A 25,822-nucleotide genomic window follows, 5' to 3' on the forward strand; every position below is an offset into this window, starting at 1 on the left:
TAAGATTCTAAATAAATAATTAATTATGATTAAAACCACATATACTTTTTTAATATTCATCCTAATAGTAAGTCTTACGGTTGCTTGCAAGCAAAAAGCAACAGAACAAAAAACCAAAGAGAACATTAAAAAAAATGAAGTAGCTAACATACCAACGTTTCTCCTGTACGGCGAATTAGTACCAGAGGGTTATGTAGAAGAAAAAGATAGCAGTATTACCAAAAAATCTGGGTTTACTATAAAAAGGGTTGCAGACTGCGAGATTACAGACCAACTTGTTGACAGTGTTAAAACAATTAATCTGAAAAATGAATTGATAATGAATTCTAAATACGGAGATAATTGGAAGCAGGAATTTGAAAAAGAAACAAACCTAAGGCTTCAAATTCCGGATATTAACTAAAATTATTATACACACCTTATCATCTTAAAAAAACAACTTACCTCCTATTTTAGAGAGATATACAAAAAAACATTCTTAGTCGTATGTTTTTAGTATCTTTGCAACATGCAACAAGACCTAAAATCTGAACTTACAAAGCAACTTATTATAGATAAGGCTTTTAATTTATTCTATAAGGATGGTTTTAAAACGACTAGCATAGATAAAATAATGAAAGAAACTACCTTGAGTAAAGGTGCTTTTTATCATCATTATAAAAACAAAAAAGAATTAGGTACCGCCGTTATTAGTCTTAAAGTAAAAAAGAGAGTTGTAGACGGAATGATTACTCCTTTGCAAAACTCTGGGAATGCATTTACTATTCTAGAGACTGTTTTTATGAACCGTTTAAAAGCTTTTCCTTTTTACGACAAGCAAAACGGTTGCCCTATGAACAACTTAATAAACGAAATAGGCAACACAGAAATAGCATACCAAAATGCTTTAAAAAGTATAATTGAAGAATGGAAAATTGCTTTAATTTGTTTAATTGAAAAAGGAAAAAAAGAAAGAAGCATAAAAGAAAATATAAATTCCAAGGCTGTAGCCATATACTTAATAAGTGCCTTTGAAGGCATTAGGGGCATTAGAAAACTATACAATGACGATACTATTTTAGATGAATATCTAATAGGACTTAAGTTATATTTAAATCAATTAAAAAAATAATTTTTTTACCAAAAAACATACCTATTGGAATGTTTTAAATCACTACATATATGACTGAAAAAAGAAGAAACTTTATTAAAAAGGCAACTACAATAGGTTTAGGTGCTGCCGCAATTCCCCATCTTGGTTTTGCTAATACAAAAACAACTTATGAGAACAAAGACGTAAGACCTAAGGTACTTTTCTTTGATGTAAACGAAACCTTGTTAGATTTAACAGTTATGAAAAAAAGTGTAGGTAAAGCTCTTGGTAATAGAAGTGATTTATTACCCTTATGGTTTACAACAATGCTACAGTACTCTTTAGTTTCTACTGTTGGCAGGCAGTATAATGATTTTGGAATTATTGGTGCTGCCGCCTTACAAATGGTAGCACTAAATAACGGAATTACACTAACTGAAAATGAAGCAAAAGAGGCTATTTTAGGCCCTATACGTTCTTTACCTGCTCACCCTGAGGTTAAAGAAGCTTTAAAAAGTTTAAAAGATGCTGGTTATAAGCTGGTTTCATTTACAAACTCATCTAACAAAGGAGTAGAAACACAATTTAAAAATTCTGGTTTAACAGATTTTTTTGACGAAAGATTAAGTGTAGAAGATATAGGTAAATTTAAACCACACACAGATGCTTATGACTGGGCGGCAAGAAAAATGGGCATTAAACCAAATGAGTGTTTATTAGTTGCAGCACACGGTTGGGATATTTCTGGTGCAATATGGGCAAATTGGAGAACTGCTTTTATTAGCAGACCAGGAGCGCAATTGTATCCGTTGTCTGAGAAACCAGAAATTAATGAAATAAATTTAAAGCTTGTAGCAGACAAGTTAACAGCATTAAAATAAACAATTCTAAATTATGAAAAAATTAGAAAACAAAGTAATAATTGTAACAGGCTCTTCTAAAGGTATTGGTAAAGAGGTTGCAATTCTTTTAGCAAAAAATGGTGCAAGTATTGTTGTTAATCATTCTAATAGTAAAAAAGAAGCAGATGCTACAGCAAAAGAAATTACAGATAATGGAGGAAATGTAATTGTAGTAAAAGCAGATGTAAGCAACAAAGACCAAGTAACAGAGCTATTTGACAAAGCTATTGAGACTTTTGGAAAAATTGATGTCTTGGTAAATAATGCAGGTACTATGATTTCAAAAAAATTAAAAGACAATACTGAAGACGATTTTACAAAACAGTTTAATGTAAATGTAAAAGGCGTTTTTAATACATTACAAGAAGCAGACAGTAAGTTGGCAGATAACGGTATTATTATTAATTTTTCTTCTAGTACTACAAAATTAATGTTACCAACTTATGCTATTTATTCGGCTACAAAAGCAGCTGTAGAACAAATGACAAGAGTATTCTCTAAAGAAATAGGAAGAGGAATTTCTGTAAATGCTATTGCGCCTGGAGCTACAGAAACAGAATTATTTTTAGACGGTAAGTCAAAAGAACAAATAGAGAAACTAAGTGCTATGAACGCCTTTAACAGATTGGCAAAACCAATAGACATTGCAAAAGTTGTATTGTTTTTAGCTAGTGACGATTCTAAATGGATTTCTGGGCAAGTAATTGGAGCCAATGGTGCTCTAGTGTAATTTATAGTTAACTGTTATTCTACAAAGGTTATGAATAGTTTATGTTTAACAAGTGTTTGTTTTATTAGGGAACTAATTTAACAAACACAGAGACGAATTAAAAAGTACTGTTAAACGTAAGCCAAAATAGAACAATACGTCTTATAAGGTTTACTAAATAAATCTAATTAATGTAAATTGCCAATCTATATAAAGGTTAAATTATGGAAGACAATAAAATGCTGAATTATATTAAAGATGTACTAGACAATATGCCAACAGATTGGTTAAACCTAACAACGCATAGACTAGATATTTATGATGAAAAATTGGCTAAAACTCAATTTGTAGATCAGTTTAAAGTATTGTTTAACAACAATAATTCTAAAGCGTCTGCACTTAACCAATTGCCTACTGCTTATGACTATATTAGGTTAGGGCACCCGTTATCTTGTGTTTTAGAATGGGGAATTGCTAATTTACATCGTCTAAAATCTAAGAACGTAATTAGTTTTTCTTCTAAGACAATTCCTGTTTTAGCTATTCTAAGAAAAAACTTATTTGATCAGAAAAACACTCAAGTTCTTTATACTGGTGAATTACCAGATTTTTTTGATGCTGACGTATTAAAAAGTGTTTATGGTTATAAATTTGACTTGAAAAAAGTTGATGCTGCATCTAGCGTTTCAGACTTTAACGGCAGCACAGTTTTTATTTCACAACAGAATAAATTTAATACTACAGAACTTAACTCTAATATTGACTTTTATATCAATTGTTATGCTCATCTTGGTAGTGTACTACTAGTTAATGGAGAAGAGAATGCAAGTTATATCTCGGACATACAACACGTGCGTAGAAGAGAAACAATTGCAATGACTCCAGAAAACGCTCTTACAGCACTAAAAGCACTTACAGAGCAATCTACCATTGTTACTATTAACAGTTCTAAAGAAACAAACAAGCCGCTTGTTTTAAAATCTATTAAAGACATTACAGGTTCTACAACAAAACCTTTAGTAGCTTCTAGTGGCTTGTCTATACAATATGCTATTATGATGGGACTAGTGCATGATGCACTAGTAAACCACAAAGGAAAAGCTATTAAATTTGTTGTTCCTCCTAATTGTTATGGTGGTACAAATGACCAAGCAAGACGTGTAGCTGCTTGTATTAACAATGTAGAAATAGTAGATTTACTTGTAGATGGCGATAACGATATGGTTAAAAGTATTGACTCCGTCTTAACAGATATTGCAAATGAAGATGCCATACCATACATAATTGCAGAAATACCGACAAACCCAAGAGTAGAAGTTCCTAATCTAGAACAGTTAAAAGCTGTTTTAAGTAAAGAGCGTAAAACTACAGCGGGTACATTAGCTATAGATCCAGTTTTTATTTTAGACCAGACATTTTGCCCTAATGTTCACTTTTTAGGTAAAGGTGAAATATTATCTACTGTAAGAACAATTTCTTTTGCTAGTGGCTCTAAGTTTCCAAGTGGAGGAAAATGTACTGCTGGCTATTGTGTAGGTAATACTAAAACTGAAGACTTAATTGATAAAATAGAAAAGCACTTAATACTTTGTGATAACGAGGCTACAGAGCTACAATATAAAATACTAGCTAAGCAACTACCTTCTATGAATAATAGAATTATAGAAGCTTATAAAAATACACGTGAGTTTGTAAACTTTATACAAGAAACGCTACCAGAAGCAAAAATCAATTTTGTATCAGAAGAATTGGCAGCTCAAGATTTTACACCTTCAGTTTTTTCTTTAGACCTACCAACAAAAGGGAACACAGCTCAAGAGAAAGAAGATTACAAAAGAGCTCTAAATCTTAAATTAATTAATTTAATGATTACAGAAATCCCTAACGAAAGTAAGTACTGTGTAAGTTACGGGCAATTAAAAGGTTGTTATTGGACAATCCCAGCAACATCTACACAAGGAACAACTAAAGAAGGTGATAAAGACTATATTGTACGTGCATCGCTTTCTCCTAATCTAGATCTAGATTTACATAAAAAAGTATTTTTAGATTTTGTTAAAAGTATTTAACAGTATACATACCGTACTATTATTTAATAGTGAAAAAGCACAATGTAAAAGTTGCGCTTTTTTCGTTTTATATAAACTTGTCTTTAAATAAAAAATCGGCTAACTTGGAAATCAAGATTTATGTGTATAAATCTTTACTTAAAGCTACATACATACTTTAAATAGTAGCACTAACTATAGCCAAAAGGTTATATTTTATTTTAGAAATTTTGAACGAAATAAAAAAACCAATAGACCGCAGTAAACTAAGGCAAAAACTAGGTAAAGAGTACTTTATTCTTAAAAGAAAATGGAATTGGATTTTTACAGATCGTAACTATTCTAAAGCTAAAACCAGTATAAATTTTCAGCACTCTGTATTTAAGCACAGGTCACTTATTCTAAGACCTCTAAAAGATGTAGATATGTATCTTCAAGAGAACAAAAGAACAAACCTTGCTATAGCTATAAAACACCTTAATGAAATTGAAATTAAACCAAATGAATATTTTTCACTTTGGAAACTTGTTGGTCGCCCAACAAAAAGAAAAGGATATCTAGAAGGCCTAGTTTTAAAAAATGGAGAAATAGACAGAGATACTGGAGGTGGACTTTGCCAATTAGGGAACCTTCTTTTTTGGATTTTTGCTCACAGTCCGCTAACCGTTAAAGAAAGGTATAGACACGGCTTTGATGTTTTTCCTGATGTGAATAGAAAAGTACCTTTTGGAGCTGGCGCAACTTTATCTTACAACTACATAGATTTACAGATAAAAAATGAAACTAATACTAGTTTTGTAATTAAGCTTTGGTTAGATGATACTCATTTAAACGGAGAATTATTATCTAATATTAAAATTGAAGAATCTTATAAGGTTGAAGAAAGAAACCACATTATTAAACAACAGTCTTGGGGAGGTTACTCCAGACACAATCAAATATTTAAAGTAATTACTAGAGAAAATTTAGAAACTGAAGAAATGATTGTTGAAAACCACGCAATTATGATGTATAACCCTTTTCTTCAAAATACTAAAAAACCTGAATGAAAAAACGTTTAAAGAGAACAATCACACTTAAATCTAAATTAATCATTTTTTTAGTTTTAATATCAAACTCAATAATAGCTCAAATTGAGTCAGAAATTACACAGTTTGATGACGTTCTAAATGATTACATTAATGTTAGAGATTTTTGTATTTCTAAAGATGGTAATGATGCGTATTTTACTTTACAAAGTCCAGATCAAAGCATTTCTCAAATAGCCCATATAAAAAAAGAAAATAACAAATGGACAGAACCAAAATTGCTACCGTTTTGCGATTCATTTATGTATTTAGAACCTTTTTTGTCTTTTAAAGAAGATAGATTATTTTTTGTATCTAACAGACCATTAAATGACACTACAAGAGTTAAAAAAGATTTTGATATTTGGTATGTAGAGAAAGATATAAAAAAAGGCAAATGGTCTAAACCTAAAAATTTAGGCGCACCAGTTAATTCTAACTTAGATGAATTTTACCCCTCTGTTAGTAAAAATAATAATTTATACTTTACTATGGTCTCACCTGCCGGTTATGGCAAAGATGATATATATGTTAGTACTTGGGACGGAAATAAATATGAAAAACCAATTATATTAAACAAAAATATAAATAGTGATGGTTATGAGTTTAATGCCTTTATATCTTTAGACGAAGATTTTCTACTGTTCTCTAAATATAATGAAGATGATGGTCAAGGAAGTGGAGATTTATACATCTCTAAAAAAAATGCACCCGGAGAATGGCAAAAAGCCACAAACATTGGCACCCCTATCAACACAAAATATATGGAGTATTGTCCTTTTTATGATCAAAAGAACGAGATCTTATATTTTACAAGTAAGCGGTTACATATAAAATCTAGAAAATTTACTTCCGTTATAGATTTTAAAAACTATGTTAAAGGAAGTAAAAACGGTTTAAGTAAAATATATAAAACCGTATTAAAAATTGAATAATTCTATTATTAAATAGATTAGAATACTAAGTTTATAAACCTTAGCATAAGGTTTATTTTATTCTAACCATTTATAGTATTTTTGTAAAAAAAGTGTAAACTATGGAGCTTAAAAGATTGTCTTATAAACATAAAAATAATAAACTAATATATTATTCTAAAAACTACCTTAGACAACTTATTCCTTCTAAGTTTTATCAATCTAAATTAGATGCAAAATTAAACTTAATAAACACACTTACCCCTGCTGAATTAGAACAGATAACTTATAGAGTTAACTACTACAACAAACTAGAAAGTACTTTTGATTTATCATCAGAATCTAAAGCACTAGAAGAATTACAGTTAAAAAAAGGAAAAAAAGAGTATTTTTTTGATGTATATGAATACGGTAGGTATTTTAAACAAAGTCTAAAGGGACATTTTTTATTTGGTGATATAACAGAGATTTACAAAGAACCTGCTTTTGTTAAAAGTAGACCTGTTAACGATGATAATCAAAACTCTATATTACTAAAATGGAACAAGGTTAGACACTTTATGTTTGTTAAAAAGGATAATGTACCGTTTTCTAAAAAGAAAAATATTTTGGTTAGTCGTGGTCAAATTTTTAAATCACAGCCACACAGAATTAAGTTTTTAGAACTATATTTTAATCACCCTATGTGTGATATAGGAATGGTTAACACACACAAAATTATAGAAAAATGGAAAGTTAACAGGATGACCATTTCTGAAAAACTTAAATACAAGTTTATATTATGTTTAGAAGGTAACGATGTAGCTAGTAATTTAAAATGGGTTATGTCTTCTGGCTCTTTAGCAGTAATGCCTAAAGCTAAATTTGAGACTTGGTTTATGGAAGGTACACTTATACCAGATTACCATTATGTTGCTATTAAAGAAGATTACTCTGATTTAGAGGAAAAATTACAATTTTACATAGACAATCCAGAAAAAGCACAAGAAATTGTTAAAAACGCTAATAATTATGTTGCGCAATTTAAAAATAAGAAGACTGAGGATCTAATATCTTTAATGGTCATGAATAAATATTTTATCAAAACAAATCAACTTAAAAACTAGCCAAAACGCCAAGCTATTTTAAACATAGTGAGCAGATTACAATAAAAATTATTCGTTACCATTAGTAAATTACCTAAATTAGACTGTTACTTTAATTTATAGTGTTAATTTTGCTCGCTAAAATTAAGTGCTAGTATATCTGTTATTTCTAAATATGTAGTTGATAAAAAACTAGTATTAAAAAACTAATAAACAACAAGTTATGCGTTTAGGCTGTATACTATTATTACTTTTATCTTTTACTATTAGCTCTGCTCAACTATCTCCTAAACCTACAGATAGTACTACTATCTGGAAAACTTTTAAGTATGATGCCAACTCATCATGGCGGGGAATAAAACACTCTGTAACTAGACCATTACATTGGAAAGGTAAGGACTTTGCCAAGTTTGGAAGCCTATTTGTTGGTACTGCAATAATTGCAACTGCAGACAGACAAACTAGTGACTTTTTTATAAACCAAGAACAACACTTACCTCATGCGGTAAAAGAATTTGGATTTTATTTTGCTAAGCCTCAATACTACTTTGCTATGAATGCAGGTGTTTACGGAGTAGGTCTTTTTACAAAAAACGAACAAATACGTAAAACAGGTGTTTTAATTATTTCTTCATCTATTACTGCTGGGTATTTACAAATTATGGCTCGTTCTGCCTTTGGACGCGCAAGACCATATTCTGGTAAAGACCCATACACCTTTAAACCTTTTGAAGGTACTGAAGAATACTTTTCTTTTCCGTCTGGACATACCGTTTTAGGTATGACGGTAGCACATTCAATCGCAAAACAATTTGATAATACTTGGGTTAAAGTAGGTATTTACTCTGTTGGGAGTTTGCCAGCTATTTCTAGAATGGTAAACGGGTCTCACTGGTTAAGTGATGTTGCTTTTGGTGCCGCTTTTAGCATTTTTGTTGTAGATGGCATAGATAAATTTTTGTTTAAAGAAAAACTATACGACTATCCTATAAAACCAAAACTAGTTACTTGGAATTTAAAATTTTCTGGTAGTCAAATTGGTATTGTTGGTACTTTTTAAAATATTTAAGCCGCTGCATTTATCTTTTTAGCCTGTATAACGGATATCAAATTTAGCTGTAAACAGTGGTTTTATTGCTTTATATGCCGTTTATATTTGTTGTTCCTTAAAAAGGTAATATGCAACCAGAAAATCAAGATAAAGACAACATTAAGTATCTCTTATTAAAAACTGCAATAATTGGCGGTGTAATCTTATTTTATTTAGCTCAGTGGTTTGGACCTGGACTTATTCAGAATTACAAACAAAATAAAGAGTTTCAAAACATTCATTATGGCGGAGATCAGTCAGATCTTGATGCATCTGTGGAGAGGTACAATAAAGCCATTATGGCTATAAAGCGTTACACAGATAGCATCATAAATAAAGACGACTGCTTATATGTATATACCAATGACACTAGAGAAATAACCGCTACAATTAGACCTAACCTAAATTATGATGTCTTTAATGAATATGGTTTCTCAAGACCTGTTATTCGAAGAAATAATGATATCACAGCAGAATTAAATAAGTTTTTAAACAACAGAGATAGTCTGGGCTACAAGATTATTTTAAATACTGAAAAAGATCGCTTTTTTATAAAGAACGTTGTTAATACAGGTACAGAAACAGAGTATATTACCTTTTCTACTTATTTTTATAACACTAAAGAAAAAGAACATTTAACCCAACTAATTAAAGATAAAAAGAACTACATTTCTGTTTTAAAATCTAAAGAAAATAAAATTAGAGAGTTAGATTCTTTACAAAAAGCAAAGATAATTTTTTCTGAAACTGAGCTACATAACCAGAAAATAGAATCTAATCTAAAACTTATAATGGGCCCCAGAATTAAATTGAAAGATACTACTCACCTATTCTACTTTACAACGTACAACAAACCTATATCAAAAGGGCAACTTAATGGTAAGGTCAATAGTTTTGCTTCATTATTTTTAAAGGAACAAGACACTACTAACTGTTTTATTAAAAAAATAAACATCATAAAACCTACCTATGATGCCACTGAATAAGGTGTTTACTTAGGTTTTTATCGAATAAATATGTTAAAAAATCTTAAATAGTTTTTTATATCAAAGCAAGTGCTTAGTTTTGTTCTGTAGTTTATAATTAATGGCTCGTAAAAAACAATATAACGAAGAAGAAGTAATCAAAAAAGCAATGGGTCTTTTTTGGAGAAATGGGTATGAAGCTACTTCTGTTCGTATGCTAGAGAAAGAAATGGGTATTAATCAATTCTCTATCTACTCTAGCTTTAAAAATAAACAAGGTGTTTTTTTAGAGAGTATTAAAAATTATAAGAAAGAAATTAATGGTATTAAAGAAATACTAAGGCAGTCTAATAATGGTGTTTTAGGTATTAAACAATATTTTTATAATTTTTTAGAATTTTCTACGGAAGGTCATATTCGCAAGGGATGCTTAGTTACAAATTCTGTAAATGAGATAAAAGATGATGCAGATCCTGAGGTAATGGAAGAGCTTAAAAAATTTGCTAATGAAATTAGAGAATTATTTGTAAGTAATCTTAAACAAGACGACAAAAAGGATGAAAGTAAAATAGAATGTCAAGCAGATTTTTTAATGAATAATCTTTTGGGACTATCAATAGCTTCAAAAGTGTTTCATCAAAATCAGTTAGAAAATATAATAGAAGTTACATTTAAAAACCTGTAACTTTTTTTTACAATAAAACTAAGCAAGTGCTTAGATTGAAATAAAAATTAAAAATAAATAAAAATTATGACAACTTTAAAAGTACACAACATTGAATCTGCACCAGAAGCTGCAAAACCATTATTAGAAAATTCTCAAAAAGCATACGGAATGATTCCTGGTTTACACGGTGTTTTAGCTGGAGCTCCTGGTTTATTAAAAGCGTACCAAGAGTTACACCAATTATTTACAGAAACATCTTTTAATAACGATGAGCTTACTGTAGTTTGGCAAACAATTAATGTAGAACACGCTTGTCATTATTGTGTACCTGCACATACAGGTATTGCAAAAATGATGAAAGTTGATGATACAATTATTGATGCTTTACGTGATGAAACTCCTCTTGCAGATGCAAAATTAGAAGCGTTACGTACTATGACTTTATCTTTAACACGTAATCGTGGTAATGTTTCTCAAGAAGATTTAGAAGCATTCTATTCTGCTGGTTATGGAGAGCAACAAGTATTAGAAATAATTTTAGGATTATCTCAAAAAGTAATTAGCAACTATACTAACCATATTGCTAATACTCCTGTTGATGATGCCTTCAAAAAATTTGCTTGGTCAAAAAAGTAATAAATTACAATGCCATAAGTAGATAAATGATGCAGAAGAGTGGCATATTTAAACCTTCCGTTTTAAAATCGGAAGGTTTAATTTTTTTAAGTAGAATGTTTTTCTAGCACTAGCCATACATAACTTTGTAAATAGAAAAATATGGCGCAAACAAAACTTAAACCAGTATGAAAATACAAAGCTTTAACATAAAAAAGATAGCAAAGTATTGTGCAGAAGAAGTATTTAGAGCAAATACAGATGCTCCTGGTTTCGTTTATTTAGATCTCGGAAAAAATCTAAGCTCTTATAAATTAAGAGAAATTATGGTAAATTTAAAAAAAGAGTTATCTAATTTTACTGTAAATAAATATGACAAAAAGTTAAGTTATCATTGGCTCGTTCGTTTTGACCAACAGGTAAATACTCCTTTTCATATAGACAATGCAGCAGATGAATCTTTTTTAATGCTTGGGTACGAGCCCAGTGATATAAGTAGTGAATTATATATAGCCGATTTTCACAAATTTGCTAATGATAATGACATTTCACCTAAAAATTATTTAAGAAATTTTACTCCTATATTTAAAGAAGAAGCTTTATTAATACCTTTTATTACTAAAATAGAGTCATTTTGTAAAAACACCTACAAAATTGTTTTAATAAACAATAGTAAACCAAAACCTGAAGCTAAAACTTTGGGAGTATTTCACAAAGCACAAATTGTGAGTCAAGATTTAAAGAAGAGTAGAATAGTAAATTCTATGATTATTAATATGCTTCCAAAGAATAAAATTATAGAGAATGAGCCAGATGAAAATAAATTCTTAAAGACAGATACAATAAGTAAGTAAAAACTATTATAGATGAAAACTAAAACAAGACCAAAAGTATTATTTTTTGATGTAAACGAATCTTTACTAGACTTAAACGTTATGAAAAAAAGCGTTGGTAAAGCATTAGGAAACAGAGAGGACTTATTACCATTATGGTTTTCTACAATGCTACATTATTCCCTTGTAACAACGCTTAGTGAACAATTTACAGATTTTGGAAATATTGGTGCTGCGGCATTACAGATGGTAGCTGCCAATAACAATATTACTATTTCTAAAGAAGATGCAAAAGAAGTAATGACAGCTTTTAGCTCTTTACCTCCTCACCCAGAAGTTAAAGAGGCTTTAACAGTTTTAAAAGATGCTGGGTATACATTAGTTTCTTTAACAAATTCTTCTACTAAAGGAGTAGAAACTCAATTTAAAAATGCCGAATTAACTCATTTTTTTGATGAGCGTTTAAGCGTTGAAGAGTTTGGAAAATACAAACCAGCCAAAGACGTATACAATTGGGCCGCTAATAAAATGGGGGTTAAACCTAACGATTGTATAATGATTGCTGCTCACGGATGGGATATTGCCGGCGCAATTTGGGCAGGCTGGAGAGGTGCTTTTATTGCTAGACCAGGAAAACAATTGTATCCTTTAGCACCGCTACCAGAAATTAACGAACCCAATTTACTGCTAATTGCAAAAAAACTTATCGCACTTAAAGCATAGTTATTAGGTTTCAAAAAAAAATAGGAAAGAATATAAAATATTATAAGATGGCAGAAAAAATTAAAATAGATGTAGTATCGGATGTTGTTTGTCCTTGGTGTGCTATTGGCTATAAACGCCTAGAACAAGCCATTACAGAAATGGGAATTGAAGACAAAATAGAATTAGAATGGCAACCGTTCCAGTTAAATCCTAATATTCCGGCCGAAGGTCAGGATTTAGAAGAACATATTACAGAAAAATATGGTTCTACACCAGAACAGCAAAAAGAGTCTCAAGAGCGTATGACAGATTTTGGGGCCGAACTTAATTTTAAGTTTGATTATTTTAAGGGTATGCGAATGGCAAACACTTTTGATGCTCACGTACTATTAGATTACGCCAAAGAACAAGGCAAACAAACAGCACTAAAAATGCGACTAATGAATGCCTTTTTTGGGGAACACAAAGATGTATCTAACAGAGATGTTCTAAAAAAAGAACTAGAAACCGTTGGTTTAAATACTACAGAAGCTTTCGCTTTACTTGATAATGAAGAACTAAGAACTAAAGTTAGATCTGAAGAAGATTACTGGAAAAGTTTAGGTGTAAACTCTGTGCCAACAGTAGTTTTTAATCGTAAAAGCGCATTAACTGGTGCACAGCCAGTAGCCATTTACAAACAGGTATTAACAGAGTTAATTGCAGAACAACAATCTGTTTAATTTTACAAATTGTTAAAAACACAACAAATGAACAACAATAAAAACATAGGAGAATTAGACGCTTTATTAGATAAAGTACGCCAAACAGGTGCAGCTAAATTCACAGACGAAAAGAAACAGATATATGCAGATGGTATTTCTAGTGTTAAAAACTCTGGAGTTTTAGATTCGGCTTTGAAAGTTGGTGACAAAGCGCATAATTTTACTTTAAAAAATGCTTTAAATGAGTCGGTTTCTTTGTATGATGAACTAAAAAACGGACCTGTAGTTTTAACCTGGTACAGGGGTGGTTGGTGTCCGTACTGTAATATTACATTACACGCTTTACAAGAAAAATTACCTGAATTTAAAAACGAAGGCGCTACGCTTTTAGCTTTAACTCCAGAATTGCCAGATAACTCTTTAAGTACATCAGAAAAAAACAATTTAGAATTTGCTGTTTTAAGCGATTTAAAAAACACTATTGGTAAAGAATATGGCGTGATTTATACGTTAACAGACGATGTGGCTACTATTTACAACGCTGGTTTTGGTTTAAATAATGTAAATGGAGATACTAGTAATGAACTGCCTTTAGCTGCTACTTATGTTATTGATACTAACGGAATAATTACGTATGCTTTTTTAGATGCAGATTATACCGTACGTGCAGAACCTTCAGAAATATTGGCTGCTTTACAAAAGTTAAAATAATATATTTTTAGTAAGAAAAACGAATCAATGAAAAATTTAAGCTATATAATTATCCTTTCTATTTTATTTATTTCTTGTAAAGAAAAAACAGATAATAAAATAAAATCTACACCTGTAGTCATACAGACTGAAACGCCAAAAGTTACACAAATAACATCTTTTAAGGGGCAACAAGTAACTGGAATTTCGGTAAGTAACAAGGGGCGTATTTTTGTAAATTTCCCTAGATGGAGAAAAGGAGTTGCAAATTCGGTCTTAGAAATAAGCAAAAACACTAAAGAACCTTTTCCTAATAAAGAATGGAACTCTTGGGAAATTGGAGATACAGTTGCTGATAATAAATTTGTTGGAGTACAGTCTGTAGTTGCTTTTGAAGATTTATTATACGTTTTAGATACCAGAAGTGCGCTTTTTCAAGAAGTAGTAGATGCACCTAGAGTTTTTGTTTTCAACTTAAAAACAAATGCATTAGAGCATACTTATATTTTAAACGAAGAAGCTTATCACCCTAACTCTTATATAAATGATTTACGAGTTGATAAAAAGAACAACAAAATCTATTTTACAGATTCTGGAAACTCTGGCTTAGTTATCCTAGACGTAGCAACAAAAAAGTTTACTCGAGTTTTAGACCACCATTCTTCTACAGAAGCAGAACAAGATTTTTTAACTTTTGCAGATGGTAAATGGTCAAATACGGTACATTCTGATGGTATTGCTTTAGACACAAAAAACGATAAATTGTACTACCACGCACTTACTGGTTACAGTCTTTACAGTATACCAACTGCTGCATTAAGCTTAAAAGATACTGTTGCCATAAAAAAAGGAGTGACTTTTGAAGCCAAAACATCTGCTCCTGACGGAATGATTTTTGATAATAATGGTATTCTGTATTATGCAGATTTAGAGAATAACAAAATTATGTATCGCAAACCAGATGGTAGCACACATATTTTAATTGAAGGTGATAAGGTAAAATGGGCAGATACGTTTAGTATTTACAATAACTATTTATACTATACCAATTCTAGAATTAACGAAGTAACAGCAGATATTTCTGCAATGGATTTTACTGTTCATAAAATAGAGTTACCTACAAACTAAAACCTAATCATTTATTGCGCTTTAATTAACGTTAGCACTTAAATCCTTAAAAAACAATTACCTTATCTTTGCATTCAATGCAAAAAAAGATTACAACGTATTTAAAAACTATAGAGCTTTTTTTAAAAGGCTCTAGTTTTTACAGAGGTATAGTACTAACCGTTTCTGTGGTTATTCCTCTAGTGTTTTTTAATTTGATAGGACATATGGAGTATGCGCCTTCAATTGTATTAGGTGCCTTTTTAAATGCTCCAAGTGATGTTCCTGGCAGCCTAAAACGTAAAGTAAACGGTATTTTAATTGGTATAACACTAACTATGTTGGTTACACTTGTTATACTATTTACCAAAACTATTTTTATACTATTATTGGGTGTAATTGCGGTTTTAAGCTTTTTAATAGCATTAATTTCTGCTTATGGCTTTAGAGCTTCTTTAGTATCTTTTTCTGGTTTACTAGCAATTGTACTTGGTTTGGCCGTAAAAAAACCTGAAGCTACAGAAATTTGGTTGCACGTCTTATTGATTGGTGCAGGTGGATTATGGTATTTATTTGTCTCTTTAATCTCTGGGTGGATTTCTCCTAAAAAAGATGTAGATCAGCTTTTGTCTGATACTTCTGCACTTACAGGAAAGTATTTAAAAATTAGAGCCAAGCTATTAACAAAACCGGCAAAAAGAGATAAATTTTCTACTAAGGCACTTATTATACAAACGCAAATAAGTGAAAAACACGAAACATTAAGAGAGCTTTTATTAAAAGATCGTAAGCGTTCTGGTAGGTCTTTATCAAACGAAAAAAGATTATTAATTTTTATTTCGTTGGTCGATATTTTTGAGCTAGCTCTGGCTAACAACTTAGATTACTCTAAAATAGATTCGCTCTTTGTTTTACAGAAACAACACTTAAAATCATTTAAAAAAATGAATAAAGTAATGGGCAACCACCTTATTACTTTGTCTGAATTGTTATTAAAAAAAGGAAACCTACCAGACATATCTATATTAAACAAAACGTTTAAAGAATGCAACGCTTCTATAAACGCTTATGTAGAAGAGCTTAAATTACCTAAAGCCAGAGATGGCGCTATTACGCTAAGAAACTTACACGATTACCAAAAGCAACTGCTTTCAGAAATTGAAGCAATTAGACGTGTATTAAACAATAAAGAAAATGCTTCTAAAGTTTTATTAAAAACTCAAGAATCTAAACAGTTTTTAACGTTGCAAGAATATAAGTTTAATATTCTTTTACAACATTTTAGTTTAAAATCTCCAATGCTTAGGCACGCGCTAAGACTTTCTTTTGCTATAGTTTTTGGTTTTGTTTTAGGGAGCCTTTTGGATGTTAAAAATGCATACTGGATAGTGCTAACTATTATTGTAATTATGAGGCCTAATTACGGGCTTACCAAAGAGCGCTCTAAAAACCGAATTATAGGTACTATTATTGGTGCCGTAATAGCCACTATTATTGTTCTTATTACTAAAAACACAATAGTTTATATGGTTTTAGCCGTAGTATCGTTAACCTTTGCCTTTTCATTAATACAACAGAGTTATAAAGCTGGTGCAGCCTTTATAACGTTAAACATTGTTTTTGTTTATGCGTTACTAGACCCTAATGCGTTCTCGGTAATTCAATATCGTGTAATAGACACAATTTTTGGTGCAGGTATAGCACTACTAGCCAATTATATTTTATTTCCAAGTTGGGAATATAAAAACTTAGATAAAGTTATTTTAAAAGTTATTCTAAGTAATAGAGATTATCTAGATGCTACTAAAAAATTATATCAAAATAAAGAAACCTACACTTTAGAGTACAAAGTATATAGAAAAGAGGCTTTTTTAGCAATGAGTAATTTAAATGCAGCCTTTCAGCGTTTAACTCAAGATCCTAAATCTAAACAAAAGGAATCTGTATTAATTTATGATATTGTAACGCTAAACCATACTATGCTTTCTGCTATTGCGTCTATAGGTAGTTATATTTTAAATCACGAAACTACACCTGCATCTAGTGAGTTTAATATTATTGTTTCTAGTATAAACGAGTCCTTAACCAATTCGGCTCTAAAATTAGAAAACAAAAATAGTAACCCAATAGAAGAAGAAAAAGAAGAAGTACACAAAGCACAAAAAAAGCTTTTAAAAGATTTTGATGCTTTAGCTCTTGCTAGAGATAAGGATATAGAAGCTGGCAAAACTGAAATAGATAAAGCTACCTTACTTAATTTACAAGAGTCTCACTTAATATCTAACCAATTGGTTTGGCTTAAAACATTATCAGAAAACTTAAGGAAAGTAACTTTTAAGTACACAGCTATTTTTAAATAACCAGCTTATTTTCTTACATTAGTTAAAACACTAAACTGTTCTTCCTTATGAAAAAATATATTTTTCTTTTTGTATTCATAGTATTTACCTGCACTACATATGCACAAACAAAAAGTCCGTTAAGTAAGCTTTTATGGGAAAATGTAGAAACCTGTTTTTCTAACTTTAGAGATTTAGATGAAGAAGATAAAAAAGGTTTAGAAATTATAGATGATACAAAAAACGGATATCTAGAAGTTTGCGGTACCTACCCTACTTGTGGCTGTTATTGTAGTTCTTACGCTGCAGCATATAAGGATTTAGACAATAATTACACTATTTTACAATCTAATGAAGTTTCTTGCAATTGGACAAAGAGTACATCGTCTAATAAAGAACTAGCTACTATTTTGCCTAATCACTTTGGTCTTCGTACTTTTTCATCAGCTCAAATAATTCAGCAATTAGCAAACCCTGCATTTTATTTCAATTTTACCATTCCTAGAAAGGGTACAGATACCAAAGTAAATATAGAACTTATACCTTTTGGGCTAAACATTAAAGGTACTGGTGCTTGGTTATATAGTTATAATGAAAACTTAGGAAAACCAAAATCTATAACTAGTATACAGTCTATTGCAAATTCTATTAAAGATGATAAAACATTAGATTATTTAATATCTGGTTCGCTAGATAGCATTGCTCCAATAGATTTAAAAATAATAAAAGCTAATAGTACTACAGATAACATATCTTCAACAAAAGAGCTTGGTAAAACACTAGAAGAATTAAAAAAAATATACACTGCTTACTTAACTATAGAACACGCTTACATTATATTAAGTTGGGATAAAGAAAACGCCGTTTTTATTATAAAAGAAAAAGGAGAAAAACCAGCCTATAAATCTTTTAAAACATTTCTACTACAAGGTAGTTATTGGGCTGCTATGTGTTAAAGTATATGTAGCAATGAACAATAAAGAATTCTAGTGGCTATATACTTTTATTAAAAACAAACCATATAGTTGTTAAACCGTAAAGTGTTTAAAAAAAATAGAGATCACAATTTGGTTAAAAAAAAATTAAATACGCTTAAAAACTCGGGGCTTTTAGTACTTTTGCAGTACCTAATAAGGTATTTTATAAACACAAACCATAACATTATGAAAAAATTACTATTGGTAATTGTTTTATTTAACTTAGTTAGTTGTGCAGAGTTGCAACAAGTAGTAAATCAATTACCGCAAAGTGGAGCCGTTTTAAGCAACCAAGAAATTGCAAATGGCTTAACCGCAGCACTTAACCAAGGCATACAAAAACAAGTTAGCAAACTTACCCTAAAAGATGGTTACTATAAAAATGAACTGGTAAAAATATTACTACCAGAAGAATTACAGAAAGTAGACAACACTTTACGTAAAATTGGGTTAGGAAACTTAGCAGATGAAGGTTTAAAAGCTATTAACAGAGCTGCAGAAGATGCTGTTGGTGAGGCTACTCCTATTTTTGTTAATGCTATAACAAATATGAGTTTTACAGATGCTAAAAATATTTTAGTTGGGTCGGACAATGCAGCTACACAATATTTAACTGCAAATACAGAAACTGCACTATACAATAAATTTAATCCTGTAATTAAAAACTCTTTTTCTAAAGTTGGTGCAGATAAAATTTGGACACAATTAATTACTAAATACAACAACATACCATTGGTACAACCTGTAAATCCAGATTTAACAGATTACGTTACACAACAGGCTTTAGAAGGTGTTTTTACAATGATTGCTGTTGAAGAAAAAGAAATAAGAAACAAGGTATCTTCTAGGTCTACTGATCTTCTTAAAAAAGTATTTGCCCTACAAGATTAAAAATATTACTAATTTTTATTACAATTTTACAATAATCTAAAAATAAGGACGTTATGTAAATATGAAACGCGTTATCTAACTTATTATTAATGTTTAGTTAACCGTGGATATTACAAAATTTTCGATTTTTGTAAAAAAATTGAGTTAGTATTTTTTTGAGTTAGTTAGTTTAAAACCGGTGGGAGCACCGGTTTTTATTTTTTACAATAGTTTGTATTTAAAACGATGCTATGTATTTTATAACTTTTTCGTTAAAAACATCTGGCTGCTCTACATTTACAACGTGTCCGCAATCTTCTATAACTACCAATTCTGAAGCTGTATGCTGTTGTACAACCTTTTGTATAGAAGGCAAAAACATATAATCTTCTTGCCCCATAATATACAAAGCAGGTATCTTAATATCTTTAGTTCTAAAAAAACGCAATAATGGGTTTATGTCTGCAGTAAGCTTAAACCAACGTATAAATTCTTTCTGGTATAATTTCTTAGCTTCTCTTACAAAAAGCGATCTAGACTCTTTATGGTTCTTATTTGGCATTATAACAAATGCAAAAAACTTATACAACCATAGATAAGGAACAACAGATTTAAAAATAGTTCCTAAACGCATTAAAACTTGCGATCTAAAGTTAAGTTTTAGTATTGCACCTCCTAAAACCATACTTTCAACTTTTTCTGGATAATTTTCAGCTAAATTTCTAATTAGAATTGTTCCTAATGATATACCAATAAAATGAGATTTTTCAACTTTCTCAAATTCTAAAACTTGTACTATATCTTCAGTTAAGAAATTAAACGTATATTTTTTATCATACACATCTTTAAAACTATGTTTAGATCCACCGTGACCTCTTAGATCTATAAGTAGTATATTAAACTCACTCCTAAATGCTCTTACTTGTTTAAACCAGATAGAAGAACTACCTCCTGCTCCGTGAATAAACGTAACCCATTTTTCAGAAGTTTTATGTCTATAAGTTGTATAATTAAGCAATATATTTTTGTGTTGATTGATGATGCTTTAAGCGCGTAAAAATAGGAATTATATATGTTGTTTGTATCACAATGTTAGGATTTTCAGAAATTAAAGTTAAAAAAAAGATAAATTACCTATTTATTGGTCATACTTCACTCTTCTGATGAACCAAACCCCCTGTTTGAAACGTATCTTTGTAAAGAACAAAACATTAGCTATGAAAAATCAATATTGCAAAGTAGGTACTACTACTCCTTTAACTAACGAAGAGAATATGATTTCTTTATTAGAACGCAGATACAACTCTTTTATTGAGATGGCTGCACAAATAGGAAATAGTAATACAAAATTAGCTGAGTTTTTACAATTTAAAGCTGTAAAAACTAGAAGAACTTTAGAAAAACTAGTTTAGTTTATCTAACTCTATTTTCATTTGCTTTTGTAAATCTTGAGCTTTTTGTGCTGCTGCATTAGCAAAGTCTAAATTGTTGCTTGCATAAATTATACCTCTGGATGAGTTTATTAATAAACCTACGTTAGAACTCATTCCGTATTTACAAACATCAGCAAGGTTACCTCCCTGTGCCCCTACCCCTGGCACTAACAAAAAGCTATTAGGTATTATTTGTCTAATTTCGGATAAATATTCGGCTTTTGTAGCTCCTACAACATACATTAAGTTCTCTGCTCCTTTATACGTCTTAGAGGTTACTAAAACTTGCTTATATAATTCTTTATTGTCTACAAGCTTTGTTTGGTAGTCAAAAGCGCCAGCATTAGATGTTAGTGCTAATAGTATTGTATGCTTGTCTTTAAAGGCTAAAAATGGTTCTACAGAGTCTTTCCCCATATACGGGGCAACAGTAACAGAGTCAAACCCTAAGTCCTCAAAAAAGGCTTTGGCATACATTGTTGATGTATTACCTATATCTCCACGTTTAGCATCTGCAATTGTAAAAATATCTGGGTAATTAGTATTAAGGTATTTTATAGTCTTTTCTAGAGAAACCCATCCTTTTATACCATATGCTTCATAAAATGCAGTATTTGGCTTATAAGCAACACATAAATGGTGTGTAGCATCTATAATTTCTTTATTAAATGCAAAGATAGGATCTTCTTCTTTTAGTAAATGCTGCGGAATTTTAGTTAGGTCTACATCTAAGCCTATGCACAAAAAAGATTGTTTCTTATGTATTTGCGCTACTAACTGTTCTGTTGTCATTCTATACTATGTTTTGACTTTGTTATATAAAAAAAGATTTTGCAATTGATGTATTTTGAACCTGAACCTCTTCAACCTTCAATATATCAACCTACAAAATCTTTCATTTTTTTAGAATCTAGCTATTCTCTAGAAAATTTCAGATGCTTCTTTTAGTTTCTCTGTATTTTCTACAAGCATTAACTCATCTAAAATTCTTTGAATATCTCCGTTAATTATATTTTGCAAATCGTAAAGTGTTAAACCAATTCTATGATCTGTAACTCTACCTTGCGGATAATTATATGTTCTAATTTTAGCAGAACGGTCACCACTACTTACCTGTGAGTTACGTTTTGCTGCATCTTCTTCTTGCTTTTTAGCTAATTCTTGATCGTACAATCTAGAACGTAATACTTTAAAAGCTTTTTCCTTATTCTTATGCTGCGATTTTTGATCCTGACATTGTGCTACCAAACCTGTAGGTACGTGAGTTAAACGTACAGCAGAGTAAGTTGTGTTTACAGATTGCCCTCCTGGTCCAGAAGAACAGAAAAAATCTATACGTACATCTTTAGGCTCTATTTGCACATCAAAATCTTCTGCTTCTGGTAATACCATTACCGTTGCAGCACTTGTATGCACTCTACCTTGGGTTTCTGTTTGTGGCACACGTTGCACACGGTGTACACCAGCCTCGAACTTTAATGTTCCGTACACCTCATCTCCAGTAACTTCAAACTGAATCTCTTTGTAACCACCACTTGTACCTTCACTTAAATCTATAACATTGGTTTTCCAACCTCTAGATTCACAATACTTAGTGTACATTCTAAATAAATCACCTGCAAAAATACTAGCCTCATCTCCACCAGTACCTGCTCTTACCTCTACCACAACATTTTTAGAATCTTCTGGGTCTTTAGGTATTAGTAATAATTTAATTTCTTCTTCTAACTTTGGCAATGCTGTTTTAGCTTCTTCTAATTGCATTTTAGCCATTTCTACCATTTCTGCATCACTTCCGTCAGAAATAATTTCGTTAGCTTCTTCTATATTGTTCGTAAACTCAAGATATAAATCTCTCTTGTCACATAACTTTTTAAGATCTTTATATTCTTTGTTTAGCTCTACATAACGCTTTTGATCTGATATAATATCTGGTTGGATAATTAAATCCGACACCTCATCAAAACGTTGTTTTACTATATTTAATTTGTCAATCATAATCCGTGCTTCGCTTGGACTGCGAATTTACGATATTTTTAAAGATTTATAAACAACAAAACAAACTAGCCAATAAAAAAAGAGTTTTTTCTAGTTAACATTTACAAAAGTAGCTCCCAAACTTACTATAAAAGAGTCTAATCCGTTATCTCTATTGTACATTGTACCTCTAACGTCTATAGTTTTTAAACCAAAACCAAAAACTCTTTGCTTGGCAAAAATATCTTTGTAACGTAGACCTGCCCCGTATTGATGAGATATAAACTCACTTAAATCATAATCAGATGTGTAATAATCTAAAGTAGACACTGCTGCTTCTTTCTCATAAAAATATTCAGATTCTGTTTGGTTGTAAAACCTGTACGTTGGGTATAATGTAAAAACATTATTTAATTTAATAGGAATCTCTATACTAGCTGTATTAGAGGTAATTCCCCAATCATCTGTATAAAAACGATAGTAACTACGCACTACAAAAGCATCACTTATATAATAATTTAAACGACCTCCTATTGGAATCTTAACTCGGTTATCTGGCAATATTTCTACTCCGTCTGCTAGTTGAAAATCATCTATAAAAAAATCATTTACATCTCCAAAATATACACGCTGAAAAGGTGTACTTAACAATCCGTTTTGCACAATAATATCTGCAAATAACGACCCTTGTACCTTTTTACCTAAAATTTGGGACAATCCTAAAGATACTGAATATGTGTTTCTATTTTCGTCACTAAACTCGGTAAAATTAGGACTATAAGTACCTGTAACTCTACTGTCAAAAAAGCCTTGTCTTAGTTCTATTGGGTATTGCGGTTTCCATTTATCTAAAAAGACTTGTCCAGAGATAGATAATTCTGTGTTTTTCTCGTTAAACAAATATGCATAACTAGCTCCAACACCTACAGAACTATAATCGTACTCTTTTGCAGCATATAAACTAGCACCTACAATCTTATTTCTATCTTCTGAGCTATGCTCGTAACTAGCTTTAAAATGAATTAACTTATCACTTTTAGAAGCACCTGAAGAAGCATTAAAAGGGTTTACTGCTTTATTAAAATCGCCATCTAAAGGATTAACATTACTAGATGAAGCCGATGTATACGCTGATATACCAACATCTACAGTAAGTACATCATCATTATTTAAAGGCATTTTTACGACTATAGTAGATGTTACGTCTGTTAATTCTTGCGTACCCTCGCCACCAGTTACAGCTGCATTATCTCCGTCTTGATCGTAGTAACTAAAAAGTAGATCTACTTCTGTGTCTTCTAAAACTCGTTTGCTATAAGTTGCTTCTTCTTGTCCATAGATTAGAACAGAAAACAACAAAACTATTGGTATAAGAATCTTTTGCATTATTTTAATTATTTTTTTTAGTTACAGCCACAACCACCACCTGTTTTACCTCCGTTTGCTCCTGAGGCAGACTCTCTATAAACCTGAAAATTGGTTTCGTAACGTTCTATATTTTTTGCTGCTAAGGTCATTTCCTCATCATTAAGGTACACCTTATCATACCCCTTTACAGTTACACAAGATGTAGCTGTAATTGATAAACAAAAAAGGATAATTAAATTTCTCATACTTTAAATTTAGTAATTATTTTGGAACGTAATACCTTTACTTTTATGTATTTGGTTATTTTGGTCTACTATTATAACCTCTACTCCTTTTAATTGCTCTATAACAGACAATCCTGTTTCTACTCCCATAACAAATACAGATGTAGCTAAAGCATCTGACAATTCTGCTTTTTTAGAAAAAACAGAAACACTTTTAACACCTTTAGAAGGCCAACCGGTTCTAGGATCTATGATATGCGAATATTTTTCTCCTTTAAAAATGATATACTTTTCGTAATTACCAGAAGTTGCTACAGAAGAATCTACTATAGGCAACCAAGAAAATATTTTTTCTGCATCTAGCGGATTACTTATACCCACCATCCATTTTTTTCCACTAACCTGGGTTCCCCAAGTAGTTAAATCTCCTGATGCATTTATAATACCACCGATTACCCCTTTACTTATCATTAATTGTTTTACTTGGTCGGCAGCAAAACCTTTTCCTATTGCACCAAAGCCAATTTTCATCCCTTTATTTGGCAAAAAGATGGTTTGTTCTTCTTTATTTATAACAATATTTTTATAACCTACGTTTGCTATAGAATTAGCTATTTGCACATCTGTAGGTAAATAATCCATATGTATATTAAACTTCCAGACGTTATCTAAAGCTGCATAGGTGATATCAAAAGCGCCATCTGTTACTTTAGATATTTGTATAGCACGCTCTACAAGCCCAAAAAGTTCTGGAGCTACTTGCACAGGAGCAACACCTGCATTTCTATTAATTTCTGAAGTTTGAGAATTTTTATCCCAAGAAGATATTATTTTTTCTATTCGTTTTACCTCTGCAATACACTCATCTATATAAGCATTTGCTGTTGCTGTTTCTTTAGCAACTATAGTAAAATCGAATCTATTGCCCATTAACTTTACAGTTTTATGGGCGGTAATGTGTTTTTCTTGAGCAACTGTAAACAAAAAGAAAAAACAAAACAGGGGGGACAGTAATTTTTTCACTTAACAAAAGTACTCAAATCCTGAATATATTCTGATGGTGAGCTATTTTTATATCCTGTTTTACTTAAAATATTTTTATCCTTATCTAAAAGTAGTACAAACGGAAAATAACCTTGTTGATTATATGTATTAGCTAACTCTCTGTTTGCTAATTCTAAGTCGCTTTGTAATCTATTTTTCTTTTTTCTAGGAAAATCTGCTTTGTAAAGCACTAATTTTTTTTCTGCGTATTCTTTAAATTCTGATGATTGCCATATTTCTGTATCTAACTTTATGCAAGGAGCACACCAGTCTGATCCAGAAAAAACCAATAATATGTATTTGTCTTGTTCTTTTGCCTTAGTAACTGCATCAGAAAAACTACTACTCCACTCTTGTGCTGTTATTGTATAAGAAAATAACAGACATACTATTACAACTAAATTTTTCATATTACAC

28 protein-coding genes are annotated in these 25,822 nt (G+C 30.8%); 21 read left to right on the forward strand and 7 right to left on the reverse strand.

Annotation, left to right across the window (positions count from 1 at the left end):
• The first annotated feature begins 25 nt into the window (after positions 1-25).
• The 20 genes from BT107_RS15675 (at position 26) to BT107_RS15770 (ending at position 19,380) form a co-directional block, all read left to right on the forward strand.
• Positions 26-403, forward strand: a complete 378-nt coding sequence (locus BT107_RS15675; protein WP_072304784.1) for a hypothetical protein — start codon at positions 26-28, stop codon at positions 401-403.
• A 105-nt stretch (positions 404-508) separates the two neighbouring features.
• Positions 509-1,111, forward strand: a complete 603-nt coding sequence (locus tag BT107_RS15680) for a TetR/AcrR family transcriptional regulator (RefSeq protein WP_072304785.1) — start codon at positions 509-511, stop codon at positions 1,109-1,111.
• A 50-nt stretch (positions 1,112-1,161) separates the two neighbouring features.
• On the forward strand, positions 1,162-1,953 hold the full coding sequence (locus tag BT107_RS15685; RefSeq protein ID WP_072304786.1) for a haloacid dehalogenase type II: 792 nt from the start codon (positions 1,162-1,164) through the stop codon (positions 1,951-1,953).
• A gap of 13 nt (positions 1,954-1,966) precedes the next feature.
• Complete coding sequence (locus tag BT107_RS15690; protein WP_072304787.1) at positions 1,967-2,704, forward strand: SDR family oxidoreductase; 738 nt, start codon at positions 1,967-1,969, stop codon at positions 2,702-2,704.
• Positions 2,705-2,907: 203 nt separating this feature from the next.
• The gene (locus BT107_RS15695) at positions 2,908-4,752 is read left to right on the forward strand and encodes a PLP-dependent aminotransferase family protein (protein ID WP_072304788.1); all 1,845 of its coding nucleotides are present in this window, start codon (positions 2,908-2,910) and stop codon (positions 4,750-4,752) included.
• Positions 4,753-4,961: 209 nt separating this feature from the next.
• Complete coding sequence (locus BT107_RS15700) at positions 4,962-5,780, forward strand: VanW family protein (protein ID WP_072304789.1); 819 nt, start codon at positions 4,962-4,964, stop codon at positions 5,778-5,780.
• On the forward strand, positions 5,777-6,733 hold the full coding sequence (locus tag BT107_RS15705; protein WP_072304790.1) for a hypothetical protein: 957 nt from the start codon (positions 5,777-5,779) through the stop codon (positions 6,731-6,733). The genes BT107_RS15700 and BT107_RS15705 overlap by 4 nt, the downstream gene beginning before the upstream one ends.
• A 101-nt stretch (positions 6,734-6,834) precedes the next feature.
• Complete coding sequence (locus BT107_RS15710; protein ID WP_072304791.1) at positions 6,835-7,818, forward strand: glycosyl transferase family 90; 984 nt, start codon at positions 6,835-6,837, stop codon at positions 7,816-7,818.
• 202 nt (positions 7,819-8,020) lie between these two features.
• On the forward strand, positions 8,021-8,857 hold the full coding sequence (locus BT107_RS15715; RefSeq protein WP_072304792.1) for a phosphatase PAP2 family protein: 837 nt from the start codon (positions 8,021-8,023) through the stop codon (positions 8,855-8,857).
• A 119-nt stretch (positions 8,858-8,976) separates the two neighbouring features.
• Positions 8,977-9,873: a hypothetical protein gene (locus BT107_RS15720; protein ID WP_072304793.1), complete on the forward strand. Its 897-nt coding sequence runs from the start codon at positions 8,977-8,979 to the stop codon at positions 9,871-9,873.
• A 100-nt stretch (positions 9,874-9,973) separates the two neighbouring features.
• On the forward strand, positions 9,974-10,537 hold the full coding sequence (locus tag BT107_RS15725) for a TetR/AcrR family transcriptional regulator (RefSeq protein WP_072304794.1): 564 nt from the start codon (positions 9,974-9,976) through the stop codon (positions 10,535-10,537).
• Positions 10,538-10,603: 66 nt separating this feature from the next.
• Positions 10,604-11,155 carry a carboxymuconolactone decarboxylase family protein gene (locus BT107_RS15730; RefSeq protein WP_072304795.1) on the forward strand — a complete coding sequence of 184 codons (552 nt, stop codon included), beginning with the start codon at positions 10,604-10,606 and terminating at the stop codon, positions 11,153-11,155.
• 167 nt (positions 11,156-11,322) lie between these two features.
• Positions 11,323-11,988, forward strand: coding sequence for a hypothetical protein (locus BT107_RS15735; protein WP_072304796.1), 666 nt, complete (start codon positions 11,323-11,325; stop codon positions 11,986-11,988).
• A 12-nt stretch (positions 11,989-12,000) separates the two neighbouring features.
• The gene (locus tag BT107_RS15740; protein ID WP_072304797.1) at positions 12,001-12,690 is read left to right on the forward strand and encodes a haloacid dehalogenase type II; all 690 of its coding nucleotides are present in this window, start codon (positions 12,001-12,003) and stop codon (positions 12,688-12,690) included.
• Positions 12,691-12,737: 47 nt separating this feature from the next.
• Positions 12,738-13,394, forward strand: a complete 657-nt coding sequence (locus BT107_RS15745) for a DsbA family oxidoreductase (protein ID WP_072304798.1) — start codon at positions 12,738-12,740, stop codon at positions 13,392-13,394.
• Between the two features lie 27 nt (positions 13,395-13,421).
• A complete protein-coding gene (locus tag BT107_RS15750) occupies positions 13,422-14,087 on the forward strand; it encodes a peroxiredoxin-like family protein (RefSeq protein WP_072304799.1) in 666 nt (221 codons plus the stop codon).
• 27 nt (positions 14,088-14,114) lie between these two features.
• On the forward strand, positions 14,115-15,194 hold the full coding sequence (locus BT107_RS15755; protein ID WP_072304800.1) for an L-dopachrome tautomerase-related protein: 1,080 nt from the start codon (positions 14,115-14,117) through the stop codon (positions 15,192-15,194).
• 77 nt (positions 15,195-15,271) lie between these two features.
• A complete protein-coding gene (locus tag BT107_RS15760; protein WP_072304801.1) occupies positions 15,272-17,533 on the forward strand; it encodes an FUSC family protein in 2,262 nt (753 codons plus the stop codon).
• Between the two features lie 47 nt (positions 17,534-17,580).
• Entirely contained in the window at positions 17,581-18,468 is an 888-nt protein-coding gene (locus BT107_RS15765; protein ID WP_072304802.1) for a hypothetical protein, read from the forward strand.
• Positions 18,469-18,675: 207 nt separating this feature from the next.
• Positions 18,676-19,380, forward strand: coding sequence for a DUF4197 domain-containing protein (locus tag BT107_RS15770; RefSeq protein WP_072304852.1), 705 nt, complete (start codon positions 18,676-18,678; stop codon positions 19,378-19,380).
• A gap of 217 nt (positions 19,381-19,597) precedes the next feature.
• On the opposite strand, the gene BT107_RS15775 is transcribed toward BT107_RS15770, so the two are convergent.
• Positions 19,598-20,377 carry an alpha/beta fold hydrolase gene (locus tag BT107_RS15775; protein ID WP_072304803.1) on the reverse strand — a complete coding sequence of 260 codons (780 nt, stop codon included), beginning with the start codon at positions 20,375-20,377 and terminating at the stop codon, positions 19,598-19,600.
• Positions 20,378-20,576: 199 nt separating this feature from the next.
• Between BT107_RS15775 and BT107_RS15780 the strand changes: the two genes are divergently transcribed.
• On the forward strand, positions 20,577-20,771 hold the full coding sequence (locus BT107_RS15780) for a hypothetical protein (protein ID WP_072304804.1): 195 nt from the start codon (positions 20,577-20,579) through the stop codon (positions 20,769-20,771).
• Here the strand turns inward: BT107_RS15780 and pyrF are convergent.
• The 6 genes from pyrF to BT107_RS15810 form a co-directional block, all read right to left on the reverse strand.
• Complete coding sequence (pyrF, locus tag BT107_RS15785) at positions 20,763-21,584, reverse strand: orotidine-5'-phosphate decarboxylase (RefSeq protein WP_072304805.1); 822 nt, start codon at positions 21,582-21,584, stop codon at positions 20,763-20,765. The two genes, BT107_RS15780 and pyrF, sit on opposite strands and share 9 nt — an antisense overlap.
• A 129-nt stretch (positions 21,585-21,713) precedes the next feature.
• On the reverse strand, positions 21,714-22,790 hold the full coding sequence (prfA, locus tag BT107_RS15790; RefSeq protein WP_072304806.1) for a peptide chain release factor 1: 1,077 nt from the start codon (positions 22,788-22,790) through the stop codon (positions 21,714-21,716).
• Between the two features lie 90 nt (positions 22,791-22,880).
• Positions 22,881-24,155: a DUF3570 domain-containing protein gene (locus BT107_RS15795; RefSeq protein ID WP_072304807.1), complete on the reverse strand. Its 1,275-nt coding sequence runs from the start codon at positions 24,153-24,155 to the stop codon at positions 22,881-22,883.
• Between the two features lie 17 nt (positions 24,156-24,172).
• Complete coding sequence (locus tag BT107_RS15800; protein WP_072304808.1) at positions 24,173-24,382, reverse strand: DUF4266 domain-containing protein; 210 nt, start codon at positions 24,380-24,382, stop codon at positions 24,173-24,175.
• 9 nt (positions 24,383-24,391) lie between these two features.
• The gene (locus tag BT107_RS15805; protein WP_170854750.1) at positions 24,392-25,291 is read right to left on the reverse strand and encodes an FAD:protein FMN transferase; all 900 of its coding nucleotides are present in this window, start codon (positions 25,289-25,291) and stop codon (positions 24,392-24,394) included.
• An 89-nt stretch (positions 25,292-25,380) separates the two neighbouring features.
• The gene (locus BT107_RS15810) at positions 25,381-25,815 is read right to left on the reverse strand and encodes a thioredoxin family protein (RefSeq protein WP_072304810.1); all 435 of its coding nucleotides are present in this window, start codon (positions 25,813-25,815) and stop codon (positions 25,381-25,383) included.
• Between the last annotated feature and the right edge of the window lie 7 nt (positions 25,816-25,822).

Origin of the sequence: Cellulophaga fucicola (assembly GCF_900119145.1) — a bacterium.
Taxonomy (GTDB): domain Bacteria; phylum Bacteroidota; class Bacteroidia; order Flavobacteriales; family Flavobacteriaceae; genus Cellulophaga; species Cellulophaga fucicola.